This is a genomic window from Paenibacillus durus, from assembly GCF_000756615.1.
Lineage (GTDB): Bacteria > Bacillota > Bacilli > Paenibacillales > Paenibacillaceae > Paenibacillus_AQ > Paenibacillus_AQ durus.
In genome coordinates, this window is the sequence record NZ_CP009288.1 from 692,901 (window position 1) to 716,592 (window position 23,692).

Annotated in this window: 14 protein-coding genes and 1 riboswitch; of the genes, 11 read left to right on the plus strand and 3 right to left on the minus strand. The window is 54.6% G+C overall.

What is annotated here, in order from left to right; translation table 11 throughout:
- Positions 1 to 52: 52 nt before the first annotated feature.
- A complete protein-coding gene (locus tag PDUR_RS03225) occupies positions 53 to 1,093 on the minus strand; it encodes an LCP family protein (protein ID WP_042205075.1) in 1,041 nt (346 codons plus the stop codon).
- 129 nt (positions 1,094 to 1,222) lie between these two features.
- Here PDUR_RS03225 and bcp point away from each other — a divergent pair, with 129 nt between their 5' ends.
- From bcp to PDUR_RS03250, 5 genes are all read left to right on the plus strand, one after another.
- Positions 1,223 to 1,690, plus strand: a complete 468-nt coding sequence (bcp, locus tag PDUR_RS03230; protein ID WP_042205076.1) for a thioredoxin-dependent thiol peroxidase — start codon at positions 1,223 to 1,225, stop codon at positions 1,688 to 1,690.
- Between the two features lie 128 nt (positions 1,691 to 1,818).
- Positions 1,819 to 6,096 (plus strand): 2-hydroxyacyl-CoA dehydratase, encoded by a 4,278-nt coding sequence (locus tag PDUR_RS03235; RefSeq protein WP_081949369.1) that lies wholly within the window; start codon positions 1,819 to 1,821, stop codon positions 6,094 to 6,096.
- 228 nt (positions 6,097 to 6,324) lie between these two features.
- Entirely contained in the window at positions 6,325 to 6,774 is a 450-nt protein-coding gene (locus tag PDUR_RS03240; protein ID WP_042205077.1) for a MarR family winged helix-turn-helix transcriptional regulator, read from the plus strand.
- Complete coding sequence (locus PDUR_RS03245; protein ID WP_042205078.1) at positions 6,771 to 8,279, plus strand: DHA2 family efflux MFS transporter permease subunit; 1,509 nt, start codon at positions 6,771 to 6,773, stop codon at positions 8,277 to 8,279. The genes PDUR_RS03240 and PDUR_RS03245 overlap by 4 nt, the downstream gene beginning before the upstream one ends.
- A 173-nt stretch (positions 8,280 to 8,452) precedes the next feature.
- The gene (locus PDUR_RS03250; protein WP_042205079.1) at positions 8,453 to 9,730 is read left to right on the plus strand and encodes an MFS transporter; all 1,278 of its coding nucleotides are present in this window, start codon (positions 8,453 to 8,455) and stop codon (positions 9,728 to 9,730) included.
- Here the strand turns inward: PDUR_RS03250 and PDUR_RS03255 are convergent.
- On the minus strand, positions 9,705 to 10,355 hold the full coding sequence (locus tag PDUR_RS03255; RefSeq protein ID WP_042205081.1) for a DedA family protein: 651 nt from the start codon (positions 10,353 to 10,355) through the stop codon (positions 9,705 to 9,707). The genes PDUR_RS03250 and PDUR_RS03255 overlap by 26 nt on opposite strands.
- A 168-nt stretch (positions 10,356 to 10,523) precedes the next feature.
- On the opposite strand from PDUR_RS03255, the gene PDUR_RS03260 reads away from it, so the two are divergent.
- From PDUR_RS03260 to guaA, 4 genes are all read left to right on the plus strand, one after another.
- Positions 10,524 to 11,957: a polysaccharide deacetylase family protein gene (locus tag PDUR_RS03260; protein ID WP_042205082.1), complete on the plus strand. Its 1,434-nt coding sequence runs from the start codon at positions 10,524 to 10,526 to the stop codon at positions 11,955 to 11,957.
- Between the two features lie 99 nt (positions 11,958 to 12,056).
- A complete protein-coding gene (locus PDUR_RS03265) occupies positions 12,057 to 13,463 on the plus strand; it encodes a DUF58 domain-containing protein (protein ID WP_042205083.1) in 1,407 nt (468 codons plus the stop codon).
- Positions 13,432 to 16,371, plus strand: coding sequence for a transglutaminase-like domain-containing protein (locus PDUR_RS03270; RefSeq protein WP_042205084.1), 2,940 nt, complete (start codon positions 13,432 to 13,434; stop codon positions 16,369 to 16,371). The genes PDUR_RS03265 and PDUR_RS03270 overlap by 32 nt, the downstream gene beginning before the upstream one ends.
- A gap of 609 nt (positions 16,372 to 16,980) precedes the next feature.
- Positions 16,981 to 18,519 carry a glutamine-hydrolyzing GMP synthase gene (gene guaA / locus PDUR_RS03275; protein ID WP_042205085.1) on the plus strand — a complete coding sequence of 513 codons (1,539 nt, stop codon included), beginning with the start codon at positions 16,981 to 16,983 and terminating at the stop codon, positions 18,517 to 18,519.
- A 131-nt stretch (positions 18,520 to 18,650) separates the two neighbouring features.
- Here the strand turns inward: guaA and PDUR_RS27040 are convergent, their stop codons facing one another.
- Positions 18,651 to 19,499: an AraC family transcriptional regulator gene (locus PDUR_RS27040; RefSeq protein WP_052409975.1), complete on the minus strand. Its 849-nt coding sequence runs from the start codon at positions 19,497 to 19,499 to the stop codon at positions 18,651 to 18,653.
- 177 nt (positions 19,500 to 19,676) lie between these two features.
- Here PDUR_RS27040 and PDUR_RS03285 point away from each other — a divergent pair, with 177 nt between their 5' ends.
- Positions 19,677 to 21,599, plus strand: a complete 1,923-nt coding sequence (locus tag PDUR_RS03285; RefSeq protein ID WP_042205086.1) for a sugar MFS transporter — start codon at positions 19,677 to 19,679, stop codon at positions 21,597 to 21,599.
- A 183-nt stretch (positions 21,600 to 21,782) separates the two neighbouring features.
- A riboswitch (purine riboswitch) is annotated at positions 21,783 to 21,882 on the plus strand.
- A 121-nt stretch (positions 21,883 to 22,003) separates the two neighbouring features.
- Positions 22,004 to 23,404: an NCS2 family permease gene (locus PDUR_RS03290; protein ID WP_042205087.1), complete on the plus strand. Its 1,401-nt coding sequence runs from the start codon at positions 22,004 to 22,006 to the stop codon at positions 23,402 to 23,404.
- Positions 23,405 to 23,692 lie beyond the last annotated feature (288 nt).

Below are 23,692 nucleotides of genomic sequence, written 5' to 3' on the forward strand. Positions count from 1 at the left end.
TTCTTTCTGAAGCTGCGCCGCCATAGCGGGGCGCACAGCTCCGAAGTAAAATCTACTGTCCGGCCCCGGCGGCGGATGAAGCGGAAGGAGAAGCCCCCGGCGACGGCTCCGGTTCGTTCAGCGTCTCCTGTACGAACTCTTTCAGTCTATCCGGGTCGCGGATGTCGAGCACGGAACCGAGCTTGCCGGCATTTCTTTCTTCCAGCAGGTTGTTCGGCGGGATCTGTTCACTGCCGGCCACGCTGCTGTCATACCCTACGCTCGCCAGCTTCCACATATCGTTCACTGACAGGTTCGTGTCGATATAGGGGCTGACCTGCGACAGTATGCCGGGAAGCTTGACGAGCGAAGTGGTGCTCTTGAGCTTGTCCGCTACGGCGCTAAGAAAAGCGCGCTGACGCTGCGTGCGCGTATAGTCCGAGGTGGCGTCGTGGCGGAAACGGACATACTGGAGCGCCTTGCTGCCGTCAAGGTGCTGATAGCCTTGTTTAAGATTGATATCGTACTCGGGGCCGTCAGCTATGGTCTTGTAGACCATGTCCTTCTCGACCGTATAGTCAATGCCGCCGACCGCATCTATAAGCTTGATAAAGCCCTGAAAGTCGGTGTAGACGTAATATTGAATCGGAATCCCGAGCAGATCGCCGACGGTCTTCATCGCCGTATTGGGGCCGTGGATTATGGCGGTATTCACGCGATTTTTGTCATAACCTTCAATCGATACGTAAGTATCCCGGAGGATGGAGAAGACGTGAGCCTTCTTCTTCACCGGGTCGAGAGAGACCACCAGCATCGTGTCCGATCGGGGGATTTCGCCCTTTTTTACGCCGCGCGCATCGACACCCATCAGCAGGATATTAACGGGTTCCGTTCCCTCCCATTTCGGAGGATCGGGCGTATCAGCGTCTACCGTTTCCACATTTGCGAATGGAGAATCTTCGCCCTGCTTCTGCATGCTGTTAAGACCTTGGTAGATGGATGTGAAGTAATATACGGCTCCTCCGGCCAGAAGCAGAAGGAGGATTATCAGGCTCCGAACCAGAGTTTTCTTGGATTTTCCCTTCTTGGCGTGTCTTTTCGACCTTGGCGGCATTCTCGCTCTTCCTTTCACATTTGCATTCCCTACATTATAATTTCTTTTATGGATACAATCAATTGTACACCCCGCGGGCCATATAACGCCCCGAAGAGCCATAAACCTAATTAGAGGAGTGCATGAATTATGGAAGAGCTGTCCATTGGACAAGAGGCGCCGGACTTTACGCTGCCCGCCTCGGACGGAAGCGAAGTCACCTTAAGCCAGTATAGAGGACGGAAGGTGCTGCTTTATTTTTATCCGAAAAATATGACGCCGGGCTGCACCCAGGAAGCCTGCGAATTTCGAGACGTCAATGACCGGATTACGGCCAAGGGAGCCGTTATTCTGGGCGTCAGCCCCGATAGTCTCCAGTCGCACGCCAAATTTATCGCAAAGAATGAACTGCCCTTTCTGCTGCTCTCCGACGAGGACCATAAGGTAAGCGAGCAGTACGGCGTATGGCAGCTTAAGAAACTGTACGGCAAGGAATTTATGGGCATTGTGCGTTCCACCTTCCTGATCGATGAGCAGGGCGTCGTGTCCGACATATGGAAAAAGGTGCGGGTAAAGGGCCACGCGGAGGCGGTTGCGGCGACCCTTGACGGGGAATAGTGTAGGTATTTGAAGCTCCAGGCGTTCCGTTAAATTTTTTACTGTTACATTTTTAACAGCTTTTAGCAGTCTGTTATGTGATATTTTTCCTATAGTTAAAATTTTCAATAAGGCGTGGTGATAGCAGGATGCAGCTGAAGATCGGACTGGATGTGGGGTCGACTACGGCTAAATTGGTTGTCATGGAGCGGAACCTGGTCGTTCATGAGGATTATGTAAGACACTATAGTGATATAAAAAAAGCGGTTCTCTCTTTGCTTGATAAAGTGATATCCCTGTTTCCGGATAGGGAAGCGGCGCTCGCGGTAAGCGGTTCTTCCGGCTTGTCTCTGTCCAAGATAGGGAACGTACCCTTCGTTCAGGAGGTTATCGCTTGTACAAAAGCGATCAGCGAACTGCTTCCCTCCTGCGATACCGCGATTGAGCTTGGTGGAGAGGACGCCAAAATCATTTACCTCAGCGGCGGCATTGAGCAGCGGATGAACAACGCATGCGCGGGCGGGACAGGCGCTTTCATCGACCAGATGGCGGCGCTGCTGCAGACCGATCCCACCGGACTTGACAGACTCGCGGCGGATCATCAGCGGATTTATCCTATCGCCTCCCGCTGCGGTGTATTCGCCAAGAGCGACATTCAGCCGCTGCTTAACGAAGGGGCGCGCCGGGAGGATGTTGCGGCCTCGATCTTCCAAAGCATCGTGAATCAGACGATCGCCGGTCTGGCCTGCGGGCGTAAGATCCGCGGCCGGGTCGCTTTTCTGGGCGGTCCGCTGACTTATTTGTCTGAGCTTCGGGCCCGGTTCGCAGAAACGCTGGAGCTCGCGGAAGAAGACATTCTGTTTCCGGAGAGATCGCAGTATTTCGTGGCGATCGGCTCGGCGTTATCCGATGGCGGCAGTTCCGCCGCGCCGCTTGCGGAGTGGCGGAACCGGATTGCCGCGATCGATTTCGCGTCCGAGCGTTCCGAGGACGGCGAACTGCCGCCGCTCTTTGAGTCGGAGGCCGACCTTGCGGAATTTAGACGGCGCCATTCGGAAGCGGCGGCAGTTCGGGCAGATCTGTCCTCTTACCGAGGCCCTTGCTACCTCGGCATTGACGCGGGTTCAACGACAACGAAGCTTGTGCTGACGGGCGCAAGCGACGAAATTCTGTATACATATTACGGAAGCAATCGAGGGAATCCGCTGCAATCGGTAAGCGACGCACTGAAGGATATATACCGGCAGCTGCCGGAAGGCTGCCATATCGCCGGCTCCTACGCGACCGGCTACGGCGAGGGGCTGATCAAGGCAGCGCTGAAGACCGACGGCGGCGAAGTGGAGACGGTCGCCCACTACAGGGCCGCTGCCAAATTTATGCCAAAAGTCGACTTCATTCTCGATATTGGCGGCCAGGATATGAAATGCATCAAAATCCGCGGCGGCGTCATCGACAGCCTCATGTTGAACGAAGCCTGCTCGGCGGGCTGCGGTTCCTTTCTGGAGAGCTTCGCCTCGGCGCTCGGCCTGGGCGTCGCCGAGTTCGCCGAGGCCGCGCTGCAGTCGAAGGACCCGGTCAATCTCGGCTCGCGCTGCACCGTATTCATGAATTCCAAGGTTAAGCAGGCGCAGAAGGAAGGGGCGTCCTTGTCCGGCCTGTCTGCCGGTTTAGCCTACTCCGTCATTAAGAATGCCTTGCAGAAGGTTATCAAAATCCGCAGGTTTGATGAACTTGGAGAACATATCATCGTGCAGGGCGGCACGTTTTACAACGAAGCGGTGCTGCGCGCATTTGAGCAGCTGACGGGAAGAACCGTCATCCGCCCGGATATCGCCGGTGTAATGGGGGCCTACGGCTGCGCTCTGCTCGCCAGAGAGAACGCGGCCGAGAGCGGCGTCAGCACGCTGCTCGGCCCGCAGGAGCTGGAGAGCTTTACTTACGAGGTGACCCAGGGCCGGTGCGGACGCTGCGGCAATAATTGCCCGCTGACCATCAGCCGGTTCCCGGACCGCAGCTTCCATGTGACCGGCAACCGCTGCGAGCGCGGCGCCGGAGGGAAGAAGGAGAAGAACGCGCTGCCGAACCTGATGCAGTATAAATATGACCGGTTCTTTGATTACGAGCCTTTGCAGGGTGCGGAGGCGGCACGGGGCGTTGTCGGGCTGCCGCGCGCCATGAACCTGTTCGAGAACTATCCGTTCTGGCACACGTTCTTTACCGCGCTTCGCTACAAGGTGGTGCTGTCCCCGAAATCGGACAAAAAGCTGTACGAAAGCGGAATGGACACCATTCCGTCCGAAGCGGTCTGCTATCCGGCCAAGATGGCCCACGGCCATGTGCAGAGCCTGCTTGGCCAGGGCGTTGATTTTATCTTCTACCCTGCCATCGTGTACGAGAAGAAAGAGGATCAAAGTGCCGACAACCATTATAACTGTCCGGTCGTCGCCTCTTATCCGGAGGTCATCCGCAACAATATGGACGGCCTCAAGGAGAAGGGGATCCCGCTCGTCAGCCCGTTCCTGACCTTTGACGACACTCAGGCGCTGATCAAAGGACTGGCGCGGACCTTCCCTTATATCCCGAGGGAGGAAATTGCCGCCGCCGTGAAGGCCGGTCAGGCGGAAGCGGAACGGGCCAAGAGCGATTTGCGGCGAAAAGGCGAGGAGACGCTGGCATTCCTTGAGGAAACCGGAACCAAAGGCATCCTGCTCTGCGGGCATCCGTACCACGCCGACCCGGAAATTAACCACGGAATCGCGGAGCTCATCACGGGAATGGGGCTGGCGGTTCTTACCGAAGATGCGATCTTCCACCTGGGGAGCGAAGAAAGCGACATCAGCATCGTCAACCAATGGACCTATCACGCCCGCATATACAGAGCCGCGCGGCTCGCGGCGTCACGCAGCGATCTTGAACTGGTGCAGCTCACCTCGTTCGGCTGCGGCATCGACGCGATCACCTGCGACGCGGTGCAGGAGATTATGGAACGGCAGGGCAAGGTGTACACGCTGATCAAGATCGACGAGATCAGCAATTTGGGCGCGGCCCGCATCCGGCTGCGCTCGCTGCTCGCGGCGATGCGCGAGCGCGAGCAAGGAGAAGCCGCACCTCGTGCAGCGAAGGAAGACGAGCAGAGAGTGACTTTTACGAAGGACATGAAGTCGGCGTATACGATTCTGGCGCCGCAAATGTCGCCGATCCACTTCGAGCTGTTCGAGCGGGTGTTCCAGGATTTCGGCTACCGTCTCAAGGTGCTTGAGAAGTCCGGTCCCGAGGAGACGGAGGAAGGACTGAAGTATGTCAACAATGATGCCTGCTACCCGGCGATTGTGACAATCGGCCAGATTCTGTCGGCGCTGCAGAGCGGCGATTACGATCCGGACCGGACGGCGGTCATTATGTCGCAGACGGGCGGAGGCTGCCGGGCAACGAATTATATTTCCCTGCTGCGCAAAGCGCTGAAGGATGCGGGGCTTGGAAAGATTCCGGTTCTGTCGCTGAACGCCTCGGGTCTTGAGAGCCAGCCGGGCTTCCGGATCGGGTTCAAGATGATCAACCGGATGTTCGCCGCCGCCTGCTACGGCGACCTGCTAATGCGGCTGCTATACCGCTTCAGACCTTACGAGAAGGTTCCGGGAAGCGCAGAAGCCCTGTTCCGCCAGGGAATGGAGCGCTGCAAGGACAGCTTATCCTCCTTCTCGTTCCGTGAATATAAGCGGCTATCCCGCGAGATTGCGTCAAGCTTCAGCCGTCTGTCGGTGACGACGGAGGTTAAGCCGCGGGTAGGCGTGGTCGGCGAGATTTTGATCAAGTTCCATCCCGACGCCAACAACCGGCTTGCTGATCTGATCGAGGCCGAGGGCGGGGAAGTGGTAATGCCCGATTTTCTCGATTTCTTCTTCTACTGTGTGTACAATCCGATTTACGGGGCGGAGCAGTTCGGGAAGAGCAAGACGCTCGGGCTGATCAACCCGCTGCTCATTACGTATATACAGATGTACCGCAAGCCGATCACAGCGGCGCTTGAAGGTCTGGGACTCGCCCATAAAGACAAGAACATCTACCGTCTTGCCGAAAAAGCCGAAAGACTTGTGTCGGTAGGCAACCAGATGGGTGAGGGCTGGTTCCTGACCGCCGAGATGATGGACCTGCTTGATCATGGAGTGAACAATATCGTCTGCATCCAGCCGTTCGCCTGCCTTCCGAACCATATTACCGGACGCGGGACGATGAAAGGGCTGAAAGAATTGTATCCAAGCGCCAATATTGCCGCCATCGACTACGATGCGGGCGTCAGTGCGGTGAACCAGACGAATCGGATCAAGCTGATGATGTCGATCGCCAAGGAACTGGAAAGCGGCGGAGCGCTTTTCCAAGAGTCAGCCGGGACCACGGCGGGGACAAAGCTGGAGACGGCGCAGGCTTAGACGAAAAGCGGTGTGGCCGCCGGCTCGTCTAACCGCCGTATAGGCTGGTTACCCAAAAGTCTTGGCCTTGTTTTGCGAATTAAATTAAAGAGATGATTCCAATCGGGATATCATCTCTTTTTTTGTTTTTCAGAAATTTCCAGAAATACATTGACGCGCAATTTAGTAAGCAGTAAAATATTTCGTATGCGAAATATATAGATTTAAAACAGATGGAGGCAAAAATAGATGGAGGGCAGAGAACAGCTTGGCGAGATCGTATCTTCTTTTCGGCGCATCAGCCATTCTTTTCAGCAATTGCTCGGGAAGGAGGCGGAGCAGCTTGGCATTACTCCCACCCAGTTTATGGTGCTGCGCAGGCTCTCCCAGTATCCCGATATGTCAGTTACCGAACTGGCGGAAAAGCTTTACCTTGGCAACAGCGCGGTAAGCGGCATCGTTGAACGAATGGTGAAGGCGGGATTGATTACCAGGCGGCGTTCGGAGGAAGACCGCCGGATCTATCGGATCGCTTTTACGGAGAAGGGCAGGGAAATCAAGGAGAAGACCGATGTGTCACTGAGACAGCATCTGCTTCCGCTGACTCAAATTCCGCCGGAAGATGCGCAGGAGCTGCTGAGGATTCACGGCCAAATCATTCAAATATTAGAACGAGGGAGAGAAACATTAGAACAATGAGTACGATCACGGCAACTGCTGCATCGGCAGCAAAACATATTCGCAGAGGCCCGATTATCGCGGCGCTGCTGATCGGCGCCTTCGTCGCGCTGCTGAATCAGACGCTAATGAACGTCGCCCTGCCGCAAATGATGAACAGTCTGGGGATTGAGTTCAATATGGCGCAGTGGCTTACCACCGGCTTTATGCTGGTGAACGGGGTGTGTGTTCCGGTGAGCGCCTATCTGGTCGAGAAGTTTACGACGCGTACGCTGTTTATAACGGCAATGGCCTTATTTTCATTCGGTACGCTGATATGCGCTCTGGGTACCGGCTTTGAGATGATTATGGTCGGCCGGGTCATCCAGGCAGCCGGAGCCGGTATCCTGATGCCGCTGATGAACATCGTATTTCTGATCATCTACCCGATTGAGGAGCGCGGCAAAGCGATGGGGCTGATGGCGGTCGCCATGATTCTCGCTCCGGCTGTAGGCCCGACTCTCTCCGGCTGGGTGGTGCAGAACTATTCGTGGCGGGTACTGTTCTATATCGTGCTGCCGCTGGCCGTGCTCACTACGCTGCTGGGCGTTAAGTTTATGCAGAATGTAACGGTCAAAACATCACCTAAGCTGGATAAGCTGGGGATTATTTTCTCGACGCTCGGCTTTGGCGGGCTGTTGTATGGCTTCAGCGAAGCCGGAATGGGCGGCTGGGACAGTGAAACAGTGATGGGCGCCCTGATCGTAGGCGCCGTCGGACTCGGTCTGCTCGTGTGGAGAGAATTGGTTGCGAAGAAGCCCATGCTTGAGTTCCGCATCTTCCGCTACAACATGTATTCACTCACGACAGTCATTAATATTATCGTAACGATGACGCTGTACTCAGGCATGATCCTGCTGCCGCTGTACCTGCAAAATATCCGCGGCTTCACTCCGCTGGATTCCGGCCTGCTGCTGCTGCCCGGAGCGATCCTGATGGGGATCATGTCACCGGTGACCGGCATTATTTTCGATAAAATCGGCGCCAGATGGCTCGCGATCACCGGATTGATCATTACGGTTATTACGACATGGGAGTTCAGCCAGTTGACCGATTCGACCACGTATACGCATTTGATTCTGACATACACGGCGCGGATGTTCGGCTTGTCGATGCTGATGATGCCGATTACGACCGCCGGGCTTAACCAGCTGCCGCAGCGACTCAGCTCACATGGCACGGCTATGGCCAATACGCTGCGGGCGGTAGCGGGGGCGCTCGGGATGGCGTTGTTCGTCAGCCTGATGACGAACAACACGAAGAGCGAAATTAGGGACGCCGTCATGAGCGGCCAGGTATCGCAAACCGACAAGGCCGCTTTTGCGAAGTTCTCGCAGGAAGCGATGATTCACGGCGTTACCCACGCCTTTATCGTCGCGACATGGGTGACGGTGATCGGCCTGGTGCTGGCCTTCTTCATCCGCAAGACATCGCCGGAGGCGGATTTTCTGGAGACCGGGAACGCAGTCACTCCGGGAACGGAATAACGGCATAAGCCCGTATAGCCGATATTATAAAAGGGACATATCCCAGGTTGTCTTAAACCGGGATGTGTCCCTTTTTTCGAATCCCGGAAGGGCTAGGGATTGCCATCCTCTATACATTCGATTATTATCTAATTAGATATTTATTTAATTTTGTAATAGTGAGGATGAACGTTATGACACAACAAAGCACCGCCAAGGGCGGCATAAGCGGCGGTTATTACCGATTGTTTGCTGCCGGCATCATCAACGGGATCGGGGATCGTTTCAGTCAGGTTGCCATGCTGTCGCTGATTCTCCAGCTTACCGGGTCGGGCATGGCCGTCGGCCTGTCGCTCGGGGTTAAGCTCATACCTTATTTGGCGCTCGCGCCGCTGGGCGGCTTTCTGGGAGGGAAGCTGCCGCGCAAGACGGTTATGATGGCAGCCGATATCGCGCGGGTTCCGTTCGCCTTGTCTTTTTTGTGGGTTACGGGGGAGGATCGGCTGTGGCTGCTGTACGTCGGCAGCTTTATGCTGGCTGCGGGAGAGGCGATCTATGCCCCGGTGCGGAAATCGTCCATACCGCTCCTTGCGCAGAGGGACGCTCTGCTGAGGACTAACGGCATGGAGCAGATGCTGACCGGCTGCGTGCTCATTCTGGGTGCTTTGACAGGCGGCTTCGTCTCCCACTGGTTCGGTCCGCAGATTGCGTTCGTTCTGAATGCCGTCTCCTTCCTGGGCGCGGCGCTCATCATCTCGGGGATTTCATTCCCCCGTACCCCGCCGGAAGGGCAGGAAGATGAAGCTAAAGAGGGGACGGACCCGGCGGCAAAACCCGGGGTGGCCGAACGCTCCTCACGGTCCAAAGGCCTGGCTGCTTTCATCGCCGGAAGCGTATGCTTGCAAATTGTGCTGGGCTATGAGCTGCTTGTTTCGCTTGTGAGCGGACTCGACAATGTGCTGATCAGCGTGTATGCCATCCGTGTATTTCACGCGGGAGATATTGGTGTGGGGGCTTTTTACGCATCGCTCGGCGCCGGGCTTACACTGAGCTTTTGGGCCGGGAGCCTGGTTAAGCGGAACCTGTTGGCGGCGGCGCTGGGCGGGCTGCTGCTGGAAGGGCTGCTTCACATCGGCATCAGCGCGGCAGGGAGCTTTGCGGCAGTCTGCGGATTGTATATTCTTGCGTCTCTGGTGTCGGGGATCGGGTCCGCCTCTCTCGATACGCTGCTAATGCGGGAGACGCCCGCCAGGTGGCAGCCTCTTCTGTTCGGGCTGATGACGGCGGCGGGCAGTACGGTACTCGGCTTGTCCATGCTGCTGGCCGGTTATCTGCTAGCCAGAGTGGAGCCCCGCTTAATGGGGCTTGCGGGAGGTGTCTGTTTTGCCGCAATTGCCGTTCTTCTGGGGGTGTACGCATGGGTGAAGGACAGAAAGGGTAGGAAAGTCAGCGTTCTTTCGAGGACTCCTTAACCGTGCCCATTACGCTTAGAGCTTTGGGTCTGCGGCTGAAACGGAAGCGGTAGACGACAATCATCGCGGCCAGCAGGACGGCGGCCAGCACGATCCATGGGGCGTAAGCCTCAAACAGATGGAATACAGCCGTCCACTGGGGTCCGAACAGCCGGCCGATCCCGAGAAACAGAATGACCCAGAACAGCGCGCCGCCATAGGCGTAGAGGGCGAACTTGCGGAAAGGAAGAGCGATAATGCCGGAGAAATAACCGGTAAAATGGCGCACGCCGGGAATAAAATACCCGATTGTAATCAGACCGCTGCCGTACCGCTCGAACCAGCGCTGCGTTTTTTCAAGCTTGGCAGGAGAGAACAAAAACCACCGTCCGTACCGCTGAATAAACGGCATTCCAGCTTTGAGGCCGATGAAATAGGTGATAGTCATCCCAATTGTCGTTCCGAAAAAGGCGACGATAATCAATATCATAAAGTCGAGCCGCCCTGTATAGGACAGGTATCCGGCGAACGCCATCGTTGTCTCCCCGGGGAAGGGCAATGCGATAAATTCCAGCAGCAGCCCGAAGAACAGCACGTTATACCCATACTTCCCGAATAATTCCTGTATCCAATTCAGCATTTCCATAGTTGATGTCACTCTCCAAAAAGATGGGCATATGCCGCTTCAAGTTTTTTATTCTTACTTCCGGCACCGGCTGCTTACTGGCGGGAAGACATGTCTAATTTCCGGCTTGTCCTCATATAAATCCAACAGAAGGCTGTAGCAGCCAATAGAATGCTGGAGGTAGAGAATATGGTTCGGAAAAAGCGCGGAATCAGTCGCCGTACGGCTGTCCGGCTTGTGCTTGCCGCTGTGGTCCTCATGGCCGCTCTGATTTACCGTGAAGCAGGGCCTCCCCCTTTAGAAAAATCATCCGGGAAGCTTGATGCCGCTGACAGCGGCGGAGCAGCCGAAGGAAGGGACGGCGCATCGCCTCATTCGGCAATCTCCGGTGCTCTGAGCGGACAAGCACACCCTGGCTTGGTGGTGCGCGGCAGCAGTCAACCGATGCCATTTGTCGGCCTGCCGCCGGCTTCTCCGGAAGGCCGGGCGCCTGTATCCCGCATCTCCGGGGCTGGCGTAAGCAAGGCTAAAGCCATGCCGGCGCCCGCTAAGAATAGAGCCGCACAAAAGACAGTCTATCTCACTTTCGACGACGGTCCCAGCGCCGTTACCCCCAAAGTGCTTGAGATTCTGCGGCGGGAGCAGGTGAAGGCGACGTTCTTTGTGATCGGAGACCAGGCGGAAACCCGTCCTGAGCTGATTAACGCGATTTGGGAACAGGGGAATGCCATCGGCAATCATACCTATGATCATAATTATAAAGATTTATACAGCGGATTTACATATTTCTGGAGTCAAATCAAAAAAACGGAAGAAATCGTCCGCCAGATTACCGGAGTGCGGCCGCAGCTTGTCCGTGCCCCTGGCGGAACATACGGACATTTTGATGATACCTACTTCCATCTGATGAAGCAAGCGGGCTACCTGGCTGCGGACTGGACGGTGGACAGCGGTGATTCGGTACGGAGGGGAGTACCGGCCGCGGAAATACTGAAGAACTCCGTTCAGGATACCCAATCTTCCAGAGTCGTCCTGCTGCTTCATGACGGAGCGGGACATCAGGAAAGCGCAAAGGCGCTGCCGGAAATCATTAAAAAGTACAAAGCAGCGGGTTATGTCTTCAAGACGCTGGACAGCAGCAGTGAGCCGGTTCAATTCAAGCCTCATCCGGACAAGCGAGCCGCTGAAAGAACTAAGCCTAACGAAGCATGGATCGCTGCCAATATAACCCCGAATGCCGCCTTGTTTGCGCCCGGAAAACCGCTGGCGGTCGAAGCCGGAACGCTGCAAACTTCGCTGCAGCCGGGGGAATACCGGATTGAGAACGGTCAGTATATCGTTCCGCTGCGGGCCGTAGTCGAGCGGCTTGGCGGACAAGTGAGCTGGGATACCGGCACTCACAGCGGCCTGGCGGTGCTGAATGGGCGGACAATAACAGCGGATACGGATGTCGGTGAACTCGCCTTTACCGCTGGGGACGGGAACCGGGGAGCAATCGCCTCGGAAGTTACGCTTAGAGGAGGCGCCATCTGGCTGCCGCTGAGGGATTTACTGAAGTCCGCCGGACATCGCCTGATTGGAGCGACATCGGTTCCGGAAGAACGGAGGGTAAAAGCATCCTAAAGCCGCACACACGAACACGGGAATATCGTAAGGTCTGTCTTTTCCTTTTCATGGGAATAATAATGACAAATCCCTAAGGAAAAGGAAGGATGTCCATTGATGAAACCAATCCGCAGGCCCGATAGCCCTGCCGTTTCTCCAAATCCGAATCTGCCCGGTCAATGGGCGCGGGCGCTGGGCGCAATGGGCATCATCGCAGGGCTGTACGGCTGGCTTGGCGGCTCTGCCCTCCTGTTTCTCCTAATATTTATCGGGCTGGTGATGCTTGGCGGGCTCTTGCTGCAGGTGCTCGGCCCTAGTCAATTTGAGCTCGTCCGGACGCTCTCTCCGGTTCAGCCGACGGCAGGGAACAGCGTGATGGTAACGGTCGATCTCAGCTTCCGCTGCCGTCTGCCGATTCCCTGGATGATGATTGAAGAGCATTGGACCTGCGGGGACCACCGTCTGCTGCTGTTCCCCGGATTCCAGCGTTCATTTCAATACACCTATAATCTGGAATGGCTGCCCCGGGGCCGCCAGCAGCTGCGTTCCTGCCGCGTCAGCTGGGGAGATTTGCCGGGCTGGTTCACTGGAACAAGCGCTCCCGAGGGGAACCGGGAATTTAAAGTGATGCCGGCTCCGCTGTATTGCGGAGAGGTCTGCGCCGATTCCGGCGCCGGACCAGGGGTAGCCTCAGCCAAGAGCCGGAGGCGTAAGGGAGCGGAGGAAGAGTCGGATATCCGAAATTATCAGCCGGGAGATCCGATGAACCGGGTGGACTGGAAAAATACGGCCCGGCGCGGTTCTCTGCAAAGCCGCGTTCCCGAGAGGGAGAAAGGCCGCATGTTCTGCGTCGTCCTGGACAACTGCCCCGCTTCCTATGAAACGCCGTGGGAATCGCTCCCTCCCCGGGGAAGTTGTTTGCAGGGAACTCCGGCCTTTGAACTGGCCGTCTCGGCTGCCCTGGGCTTGCTGCTTGCTGCGGAACGCACAGGCTCTTACGCCCAATTGTTCACTGGCGGCTGGCCCGAAGGAATGGCGAGATACGAAGGAATGGGCATTATCCCGGCCAGAGTGCTGGATACGCTTGCCGAGGTGGCGCCGGATGGAACGCGCACGCTGGCAAGGCTGCTGGAAGATGCCTCCCGGCAGTGCATTCCGGGGATGAGCATTGCGGTGATCACCGGCCGCCCGGACCGGGAAGCCGCATTAACCATCTCTCGGCTGCTCGCTCAGGGGATCAAGGTGGATCTGTATTATGTATGGGATAGAGCGGCTTCGGTTTCAAACGCTAAGTATGCCGCTTTGTATGAAGAGGCGGACGGCCGACTCTCCGCAGCCCCTGAACACATGCGGCATTTGAATGGGCAGCATACGGTAGTCTCTGCGCGTTCCGCGCCCGCCGAGACAATTTGCGGCAGTCTGGGCCGTCTGGGAGCGGGACTGTACTGCCTTGAGCATGCGCAGCCCTACAGGGGCAGGGAGGGGACAGCGGATGAATTATCCCGCAAGCCGTCGGCGCGTTAAGCCGCCTGCTTCCTCCCCCGCAGCCTCATCTGGGATGACGTCCGGAACGGATGAAGCAGAGCGGAACAACCCGGATGGGCCGAACAAAATCGTTAAGCGGGAGAGATTGGACAAGCAGAACACGCCGGGCGGCGGAAGGAAGAAAGTCGGAGAGAAATTGCGCAGCGGCCGAGGCTCTGCGTCCATGTCCCGGATTTGGAAGCGGCAGTCCGGCAAATCGGGAACTATGCCCGATTCTACGCATCCTCATATTGCCGGGTCCGGGTATAGGAACGGGACGGCTCGGATGAATCGGACCGCTGCCCTAACGGACCACAGAGACGGAGGTGCCCCTGAATCACTGTCTTTAAGCTACCGGGCTCTGTTCTCCCTGTCCCTGTTCGGATTATTCGCGGACTGGCTGCATCCGCTGTACCGGATGGATTTGGGGGCGGAGACGGAAAGGCTGCTGGGAGTTCTGGCATTAATGGCCGCAGCGCTGCTTATCGCCGGGGTGTTTCGGGCATCTCCCTGGCATACGTTTCCGGTCCAACTGGCTATTTTTGCGCTGTCATGGTTCTATCTATGCTCGTCGTCCGCGAGAGCGGCTTGGCCTGATGGTCTTCTCCAGACTATGGGGCATGACGGCATCCTTCTTCTTTCCGGCAAAATCGCTGAAATGAGCGCCGCAAGCCGCCTTCTTCTCCTGCTGGCAGGCTGGAGCCTGCTCGTCTTATCGGTGCAGCATCTTGCGCTGTTCAGGGGAAGCACAATGCTGTTCACATCCGTGACGCTGATTTATCTGTTGATCCTGGATAAGGGTCTCGGAAGCGATACAACCGCCGAGATCATACTGGCGGGAGCGCTCATTGCGTGGATGCAAGGAATGAGCGGCCTGCCGCGCCTGCTGGAAAGGGCCGGCGCCGCAGCCCGAGTCCCGTTCCTCCGCTGGACCGGCGCCGCTTGTCTGCTGGCGGGGAGTCTGACGGCCGCAGCCTGGACCGGAGCAGAGCTGCCGGGCGGACAGCCGGACCGGGTTCAGCCGCTGAAGTCGGCTGCCCAGCAGCTGCGGGACTGGGCATTCGATGGACTGCGCAGCCGCGCGGCCGAGATTGCGGGCACCGCAGGGATCACGGGATACGGCTCAGGCGGCGAGCTGGGCGGGCCGCTCACGCGAAGCGGCGACCCGGTCTTCACGGTGGAAAGCTCCCGATCCACCTACTTGCGCGGAGAAAGCTTGGACCGGTATGACGGGCGCCGCTGGACGAAGTCGGCTGCTCCAGCCTCACCGCTAAGTCTGACCGCCCTTTCTTCCGGGGATGCCAAGTCTGCGGGCGGACGTGTTCTTCGTCAGCGGTTCCGTTTCGCGTCTCCGTCCGCTGGCGGCATTCCCGTGTTTGGCGCCGGCAAGGTGCTATCCGTCTCGGATGTCAGACAGCTTGACGGGAGCCTGCTCGGCTATATTCTGGCAGGCGGAGAGAAGGGCAGCTTCGCTCTGCCCGACCTGGCAGGCTCCTCCAAAGTGACCGAGTATACGGTGGATTCGCTGCTGCCCGAGAGTGATCCCGCCGTGCTGCGGAAGCTGGCGGGCAGCGACCCTCCTGAGATTGCAGCAGCCGGTCTGGAACTTCCGTCCTCTCTGCCGCAGCGGGTCCGGATGCTGGCCGCTCGCCTTACGGACTCCGCAGGCAGCCGGTACGACGCGGCCTTGGCTGTCCGCGATTATTTGCAAGTAACGTATCCTTATACGCTGGATACGCGAGTGCCGCCGGAAGGGGCCGACTTTGTCGACGATTTTCTGTTCACGGAAAAGAAGGGGTACTGCGTCCATTTCGCCTCCGCGATGACTGTCCTGCTGCGCAGCTCCGGCATTCCGGCCCGGTATGTCCAGGGCTATGCACCTGGCCGGAAGGAAGCGGGACCCGGGCCGCAGCGGTATATGGTGACCCAGGGCGATGCCCATGCCTGGGTCGAGGTGTATTTTGCCGGCGCGGGCTGGGTCCCCTTCGACCCGACGCCGGCCTCGGCAGCGGGCTCCGCGCTGCCAGACAGCCCCCCGGCGGCTGCGCCCGCGCCGCCGGGGCACCCCGCGCCTGCCGCTGCCGGCGCGGGAATGCCGTCCGCCCCGGTTCCCGGGGGCGGACAGGCTCCGGCGCCGCCCGCAGCAGCGGCGGCGCTGCTTGCCACCGCCGCGTGGCGCTGGCGGCGGAGCCTGGCGCTGCTGCGCCTCGGGCGCAGCGCCCTGGGCAGGGAGCGGCTGCTGCTGGCCGCGTCCCTGGTCTGGCGGGTGCTGGCCGCGCGCTACGGCCCGCCCCCGCCGGGGATGACGGGCAGGGAGTACGCCGCGTCCCTGCCCATTAACGATGCCGGACTGCGCGCAGCCGTCCGGCGGTTCGTCCGCCGCTGGGAGGCGCTGGCGTACGGCGGCGCGGGCGGCCCTGATCTGCGCAGGGCCGGTCCCGGTCCGCTTGGGCGGCATCAGCCCGGCGTTCCCGGACCGGCCCTCGCTCCGCCTGAACGGCGTCAGCCCGGCGTTCCCGGACCGGCCCCCGCTCCGCCTGAACGGCGTCAGCCCGCCGTCTCCGGACCGGACCTCGCTCCGCCTGAACGGCGTCAGCCCGGCGTTCCCGGACCGGACCTCGCTCCGCTTGAACGGCGTCAGCCCGGCGTTCCCGGTCCGCTTGGACGGCATCAGCCCGCCGTCTCCGGACCGGACCCCGCTCCGGCTGGCAACTGCTTGCCGGGCTCCGGCCCTGCGCGCAGCCTCCCGCAGCGCATCCGCCGCTTAGCCAGCGGCTCCGCCATTCCGGCGGTATTCCCGGAACCTTCACCGCCTTCAGAGACTTACGGATTCCCGGAGACGCCGGCTCTCGGGAGCATAAGAGCATTCCTGCGCGATTGTCTGCGGATCGCTTTCTATTTGAGCTAAAGAGGCAGCCGTTCGGACGGCCGCCTCTCGCTTTTTTGCAGATAACCTGCGATTGTACATCTTTTGTCATCTTGATAGTCGCCACTGCACAATATGCCTGATAAAATGCAGTTTTTTACCCGTTCAACCTCATATGCAGCCGGTATAGCCTCAAAATACCTGCACAATTGTAGGAATTTCCTGCAGGCATACGCATTCGCTGGAAAAACCTGCACTTTAGTAGTTTTTGTAAGACGCAGAACTAAATCACAGCCAACTTGACTTGGGCCCCCATGGTGTTGCCGGTGCCACAGAGGCCATAGCCCATGCCTGCAATAATAAAGTTCAACGTTTGGCGGTCCCAAATGGCGCTTTCGGGTCCATCTCGAATTCATATACCCCGGGGGGAGTGCTCGCGAAATGATTGACTTCAATTATTAACTTCCTTATACAGGTCAGCATACGGGTCAGCCGAAGCTATATTTTTCGATTGCGAAAGCACATTATGCATCTGTGAAAACTTTCCGCTAAAAGAATCCGTAAGCGATTACTTCGCAGCCTGTCCGCCTTTCCTTGACGGTGCGAATTACGTTCTCGTATAATGAATCCAACAATCAAGGGAGGCAAGTAATGAACAAGCCAAATGAAATTATCGTTGTTCTCGATTTCGGTGGACAATATAACCAATTAATCGCGCGCAGAATTCGGGATTTAGGAGTATACAGCGAGCTTCTGCCGTACAATACGCCGATCGAACGGATCAAGGAACTTTCGCCTAAAGGCATCGTATTCTCCGGCGGCCCGATGAGCGTTTATGCCGAGGATGCTCCGCATGTTGATCCGGCGATTTATGATCTTGGATTGCCGATTTTCGGCATTTGCTACGGCATGCAGCTGATGGCCCATCAGCTCAGCGGCAAGGTCGAACGCGCCTCCAAGCGGGAATACGGCAAGGCGGATCTGAATTTTGAACCCGGCGCCATCCTGGTTAAAGGGCTGGAAGGCAGCCAGACCGTATGGATGAGCCACGGCGACCATGTATCACTGCTTCCGGAAGGCTTCAAACTCGATGCCGGTACCGAGAGCGCGCCGATTGCGGCGATGAGCCATGAAGGACGGAAGCTGTACGCGGTGCAGTTCCATCCCGAAGTGCGTCACTCCGTACACGGCAACGAGATGATCTCGAATTTCCTGTACGAAATCTGCGGCTGCGAGGGCAACTGGACGATGGAATCCTTTATCGAGGATGCTGTCCAGGATATCCGCGCCAAGGTTGGCGACAAGAAGGTGCTGTGCGCTCTGAGCGGCGGCGTTGATTCTTCCGTTGTCGCCATGCTGATTCACCGTGCCATTGGCGACCAGCTGACCTGTATGTTCATCGACCACGGTCTGCTGCGCAAAGGCGAAGCCGAGAGCGTCATGGAGACGTTCGTCGGTAAATTCGACATTCACGTCATCAAAATCGACGCCCGTGAGCGTTTCCTCGGCAAATTGACCGGCGTAGACGACCCCGAGCAGAAGCGCAAGATTATCGGCAACGAATTTATCTATTGCTTCGATGAGGAATCGGCGAAGCTCGGCGATTTCGATTTCCTTGCACAGGGAACGCTGTACACGGATATCGTAGAGAGCGGAACCGCCACGGCGCAGACGATCAAATCACATCATAACGTCGGCGGACTGCCGGAGGACATGAAGTTCAGCCTGATCGAGCCGCTGAATACACTGTTTAAGGATGAGGTGCGCAAGGTAGGCGAGGAGCTCGGCCTGCCGCATGCTATTGTATGGCGCCAGCCGTTCCCGGGACCGGGCCTTGCCATCCGCGTGCTGGGCGAAGTTACGGAAGACAAGCTGACGATCGTCCGGGATTCGGACTATATTCTGCGTGAGGAAATCGCCAAGGCCGGACTGGAGAGCGAAATCTGGCAGTATTTCACCGCGCTGCCGAACATGAAGAGCGTGGGTGTTATGGGTGATGCCCGGACCTACTCCTACACCGTAGGCATTCGCGCCGTAACCTCCATCGACGGCATGACCGCAGACTGGGCACGTATTCCGTGGGATGTGCTGGAGAAAATCTCCGTGCGGATTGTCAACGAAGTCGAGAACGTCAACCGCGTCGTTTACGACATCACTTCCAAGCCGCCAGCTACGATTGAGTGGGAGTAACCTAGTAACATAAATTGAAGCGTGAACATTGATTTAACAAGTGGTTCCCCACCAAAATCCCCACCAAGAAATTTTCTTGATGGGGATTTTCTTTCTTCATTTAGAGATCTTAAGATGAAAACGAGAGAGTATTAGTGAAAAATCAAATCCTGTTTGTTTTTCTGGAAATTTGTCGGTGAAACGCCAAACGCATTTTTAAATGCTCTCGAAAAGGAGTCCACATTTGAATATCCTACTTCCTCAGCAATTTCATAAACGGTTTTTTCACTGGTTTTCAATAGAATACTTGCTTGTTGCAGGCGGTGAGTTTTTAAATATTGAACAGGAGAAACACCTATTTCTTCTTTAATAACCTGACTGAGATAAGCTGGAGTAAGGTTTATTGACTCAGCGATTTTCTGAATCGAAAGGTCGAGGCACGAATAATTATTGTGAACAAAAAGAAAAAATAATTCACTATACTTTTTCTGCTTTATATTCGTTGGATTGAGCAGATAATAGTTCTTTTCGATTTTGAAATGAGCAAAAATCGTATAAAACAATGCCTGTACACTCATTTTTTCCTTTATATCAAATAAATCCATTTTCATCATTCTTTCGAATAGCTTCTGTAACTCATTATCGGGTGAAACGGTTCCAACTGAATCATGGTCATTGATGCCATTGCATAACAACAATTCCGGTACTCGACTTCCGTTAAACCCAAGCCAGTAATATTCCCATGGATTTGTTTCATCTGCTTGATAGAAATTCACCTCGTTGGGACGAATAACAAAAAAATCTCCTTTTTTTAAATGCTTCTTTCCTCCATTTCTTTCAAAGATTCCCTCTCCTGATACTATGTAATGCACAACATAATTTTCCCTCATGGTTGGACCATAGTGCAGTGGCGCACAAATTTCATGACCTACATTAAAAAAATAGAAATCAGAAAAATAATCTTCCTTAATAAATACATCCCAATATTTACGTTTGTTCATCGTTAATCCTCCTTTGCTCAAATCTTCCAAATAAAATTATACTTTAGTTTTACTCGAAATTCGGAATCATCTAAAAAAATGTAGGATTTAACAAAATTTATTCCATTCTAAAATGAAAGCGTTACCCTTACTATTGAGGTGTAAAGAAATCGGATAAATGCAAAGGGGATTTTTAGGATGGAAAATTCAAAAGGAAACATCGTTTCACGGTTGTCTTATAGCTTTGGTGCTTTTGGGAATGACTTGCTGTTTGGATTACTCAGTACTTATTTCATCATGTTTGTGACAACTCACTTGTTTAACAGTGGAAATAAGGCGCAGGATGCGAAAATGATTGGATTTATTACACTTATTATTTTCTTCTTACGGTTTGTAGAATTAGCCATTGATCCATTTATTGGGAATGCCATTGACAACACCCATACGCGTTGGGGGAAATTCAAGCCTTGGGTTGTAGTGGGTGGTGTCTTAGGACCAGCGGCTTTAGTCATATTATTCACAGATTTTGGCGGACTGACGAAAAGCAATCCAATGCTCTATCTTATCTTGTTTGCCATTCTTTATATTGCGATGGATATTTTATACAGTTTCAAAGATATTGCATTTTGGTCTATGATTCCTGCATTGTCATTTGACTCACGTGAACGTGAAAAAACAGCCACATTTGCTCGAATCGGGTCAAATATTGGTGGAGGAACAATTGGTATTGTGGTCATGCCTTTAGTGCTGCTGTTCTCACTCAATGCCAATCAAGGAACAGGTGATTCTCGTGGATGGTTCTGGTTTGCGCTGATTATTGGTTGTGCCGCAGCTCTATCAGCAGTCGTAGTTGGATTAGGGACAAAAGAAGTAGAATCTGATTTGCGAAAGAACAAGGAAGCAACAACTTTTAAAGGAGTCTTTCGCGTTCTTATGCACAACGATCAGCTAATGTGGTTATCGTTAGCGTATGGTCTTTATGCCATTGGTATGTCTTTAACCAACTCATTTGAACTCTACTACTTCACATTTATTTTGGGAGATGCATCGAAATTTTCAATTTTGGCACTAATAAATACAATCGTTGGCTTAGCTGCCATTTCGATTTTTCCCGCATTGGCGAAGAAATGGAATCGCCGAAATGTATTTCTAGTAGCCATTGCCTTAATGTTGATAGGCTTAATGGTATTCAGTCTTGCGAACAGCTCTCTTATTCTAGTGCTTGTCGCAGCGGAGTTATTTTTCATTCCACAACCACTAATCTTTTTAGTGGCTTTGATGACTATTACTGACTCAGTAGAATATGGTCAATTAAAATTAGGACATCGCGATGAATCGCTGACTTTATCTGTTCGCCCATTGTTGGATAAGCTTGCAGGAGCGATTTCAAACTTAGTTGTTGGGATCACGGCTGTAGCAGCCAGTATGACAGCAGGAGCCACAGCTGCAACGATCACGAACCACGGCCGCTTTATCTTTAAATTCGTTATGCTTGGTGTCCCGGCAGTATCCATTTTAGTTGGTGCTCTTGTCTTTTTCAAAAAAGTGAAACTCGATGAAAAAATGCATGCTTCAATCGTTGACGAGCTTGAGAGAACATGGGCAAAGGACTTTGATAGTGATGATGAAAGTGAGTCAACTGGAAGTCAACCGAGTTCCAAAGCTGAACTATCTTATTATGCCCCAGTTGCTGGTGAAGTGATTCCCCTTGAACAAGTTTCAGATGCAGTATTTTCGACTGGATCAATGGGGAGAGGGTTCGCAATTAAACCAAGTGATGGGAGAGTTTACGCGCCATTTGATGGCATAATTGAGGCAACATTCTCAACGCGTCATACTGTTGGTCTTGTCTCCGAAAATAAAATTGCAACATTGATTCATATTGGGATTGGAACAGTTAAGATGAAGGGAAATGGTTTTATCACTTATTTCGAACCAGGGCAACGTGTTTCACAAGGGGAGCTTCTAATTGAATTCTGGTCTCCAGCCATTAAGAAAGCTGGATTAGATGATACTGTTATTGCTGTAATCACGAATTCTGATAATTTATCTGAATTTGAAATCGAAAATAAAGGTGAAGTTACAAAAAATGACGTTGTTTTGACTTTAGAAAAAAAATAGCGTTCTTCTTAATTCACTCCTTTTCTTACCAAACTGTTTAAAAAGTCTGTCAATAAATTCGGGCAGAAGGAGCGCGAATTCCGCCAATTTCGCCAATCAAGGCAGGTTACAATGCCAAAAACATGACAAAGTTTGTTCGTTTTCGTCATTGACAACCCATGTCATGTCCACCTAAAATGAGAAAGCATCAGCAGCATGAGTATTCGTATAATCTCGGGAATGGGCCCGGGAGTCTCTACGAGGTCACCGTAATGACCTGGCTACGATTAAAACAAGCTGTCCCTACGTGAAGATTTGGTCCCGTGCCGAACCCTTCGGGGATGGCTCTTTTTCAGGCCGGGGTCCGCCAAGACTCCGGCCTTTTGTTGCTGCCTCATTTCAAAACATCTTAGGGGGAGAACATTTTGGAACGCTTTTTCAAGTTGAAAGAGAACGGCACCACAGTACGCACTGAAATTATGGCTGGTCTAACGACCTTCATGGCAATGGCGTATATTCTATCGGTAAATCCCGGGACGTTGACTGCATTCGGCCGGATCGATATGGGCTGGTATTCCGTATTTTTGGCGACTGCGCTGGCGGCGGGCATTTTTACGATTGCCATGGGGCTGTTCATTAATTTCCCGGTTGCCCTTGCGCCCGGTATGGGCCTTAACGCGTATTTCGCATCGGTTGTATTGTCGTCGGCTACAACGGATCATCCGTTTACCTGGCAAATGGGTTTGACGGCGGTGTTCATCTCCGGGCTGATCTTTATTCTGCTGACCATCACCCGGATTCGCCAGATTCTGCTGGATGCGATTCCGGACAGTCTGAAGCATGCGATTACGGTCGGTATTGGACTCTTCATCGCCATTATCGGCCTGAAGAACAGCGGCCTGATGACGGTCGGCGTGGAAGCGGGCAATGCAATTCCGGCAAACACCTTTACCGATGTGCTGTACTTTGAAACGGTCTTCCATCTCGGAAGCCTCGAGAACACGAATGTCCAGCTTGCTATCATCGGCCTGCTGCTGATCGGCATTCTGATGGTGCTGCGGGTAAAAGGCGCGATTCTGTTCGGCATTCTTGGCACCACGGTAATCGGCATGCTGATGGGCGCGGTTGATTTCTCCACACTGTCCAATCCGTCCACCCCATGGGTGCCGGATTTCACGAAGCTTAACTTGCTGGAGTTTGACTGGAAAGGCATTATGCATACCGGTATTATTTCTGCGGTCGCGACATTCACCTTCGTCGAGTTGTTCGACACCTTCGGCACTCTGGTCGGAACGGCGGAGCGCGCGGGAATTATGGATGATCCCGAGGAAGGCAAAAGACGCGTCGGCAAAGCCATGCTCGTTGACGCGGCTGCGGTTGCAGGCGGCGCGATGCTGGGTACTTCCACCACAACGGCTTATGTGGAAAGCGCGGCGGGCGTGGCCGAAGGAGGACGTACTGGACTTACCGCCGTTACGACGGGCGTGTGCTTCCTGCTTGCCCTGTTCCTGGCGCCGGTTGCCGCTCTGATTCCCGGCTCCGCCACGGCGGCGGCCCTGATCATCGTCGGCGTGCTGATGGCACAGTCCGTCCGCCAGATTGATTTTAACGATATGGTTATCGCCATTCCGTCGTTCCTGACCCTTGCGATCATGCCTTTCACCTACAATATCGCGAACGGTATCTCCTTCGGTATCGTCACCTACGTTATTTTGGCGTTTGTGGCTAACCTTGCGGGTAAAAAGAAATACGACATCCACTGGATGATGTGGCTTTTGGCTGTTCTGGTGGTACTTCGCTACCTGATGATTGGCAGCCAGGGCTAAGCCTTGGCCGCTCTTTTACGGCTCCTTCTCAATCGGAAGGAGTCTTTTTTTAAAGATAAGAATGTATAAGCTGAGCGCTTATCATTTTGTCTTATATTTCTACGAGAAACGGATGCCCTCCTCCTGCAAGGACGGCGAAGCCGTTTCTTCTTGCTAGCGAACAAGATACTTGGCGGTGTTATCGGAAAAGAGCGCCGGACTTTTCTTAACCCGGCAATTCGATTATATTGAAATGAGGGAAAAAATGAAGCGAACTTCATATACATAGATTCGGACGATAAGACGAAG

What these genes read in the sequence shown, in the direction of transcription:
- PDUR_RS03225 (WP_042205075.1), bottom strand. Translation starts at nt 1,093, where the DNA reads ATGCCGCCAAGGTCGAAAAGACACGCCAAGAAGGGAAAATCCAAGAAA.
- bcp (WP_042205076.1), top strand. Translation starts at nt 1,223, where the DNA reads ATGGAAGAGCTGTCCATTGGACAAGAGGCGCCGGACTTTACGCTGCCC.
- PDUR_RS03235 (WP_081949369.1), top strand. Translation starts at nt 1,819, where the DNA reads ATGCAGCTGAAGATCGGACTGGATGTGGGGTCGACTACGGCTAAATTG.
- PDUR_RS03240 (WP_042205077.1), top strand. Translation starts at nt 6,325, where the DNA reads ATGGAGGGCAGAGAACAGCTTGGCGAGATCGTATCTTCTTTTCGGCGC.
- PDUR_RS03245 (WP_042205078.1), top strand. Translation starts at nt 6,771, where the DNA reads ATGAGTACGATCACGGCAACTGCTGCATCGGCAGCAAAACATATTCGC.
- PDUR_RS03250 (WP_042205079.1), top strand. Translation starts at nt 8,453, where the DNA reads ATGACACAACAAAGCACCGCCAAGGGCGGCATAAGCGGCGGTTATTAC.
- PDUR_RS03255 (WP_042205081.1), bottom strand. Translation starts at nt 10,355, where the DNA reads ATGGAAATGCTGAATTGGATACAGGAATTATTCGGGAAGTATGGGTAT.
- PDUR_RS03260 (WP_042205082.1), top strand. Translation starts at nt 10,524, where the DNA reads ATGGTTCGGAAAAAGCGCGGAATCAGTCGCCGTACGGCTGTCCGGCTT.
- PDUR_RS03265 (WP_042205083.1), top strand. Translation starts at nt 12,057, where the DNA reads ATGAAACCAATCCGCAGGCCCGATAGCCCTGCCGTTTCTCCAAATCCG.
- PDUR_RS03270 (WP_042205084.1), top strand. Translation starts at nt 13,432, where the DNA reads ATGAATTATCCCGCAAGCCGTCGGCGCGTTAAGCCGCCTGCTTCCTCC.
- guaA (WP_042205085.1), top strand. Translation starts at nt 16,981, where the DNA reads ATGAACAAGCCAAATGAAATTATCGTTGTTCTCGATTTCGGTGGACAA.
- PDUR_RS27040 (WP_052409975.1), bottom strand. Translation starts at nt 19,499, where the DNA reads ATGAACAAACGTAAATATTGGGATGTATTTATTAAGGAAGATTATTTT.
- PDUR_RS03285 (WP_042205086.1), top strand. Translation starts at nt 19,677, where the DNA reads ATGGAAAATTCAAAAGGAAACATCGTTTCACGGTTGTCTTATAGCTTT.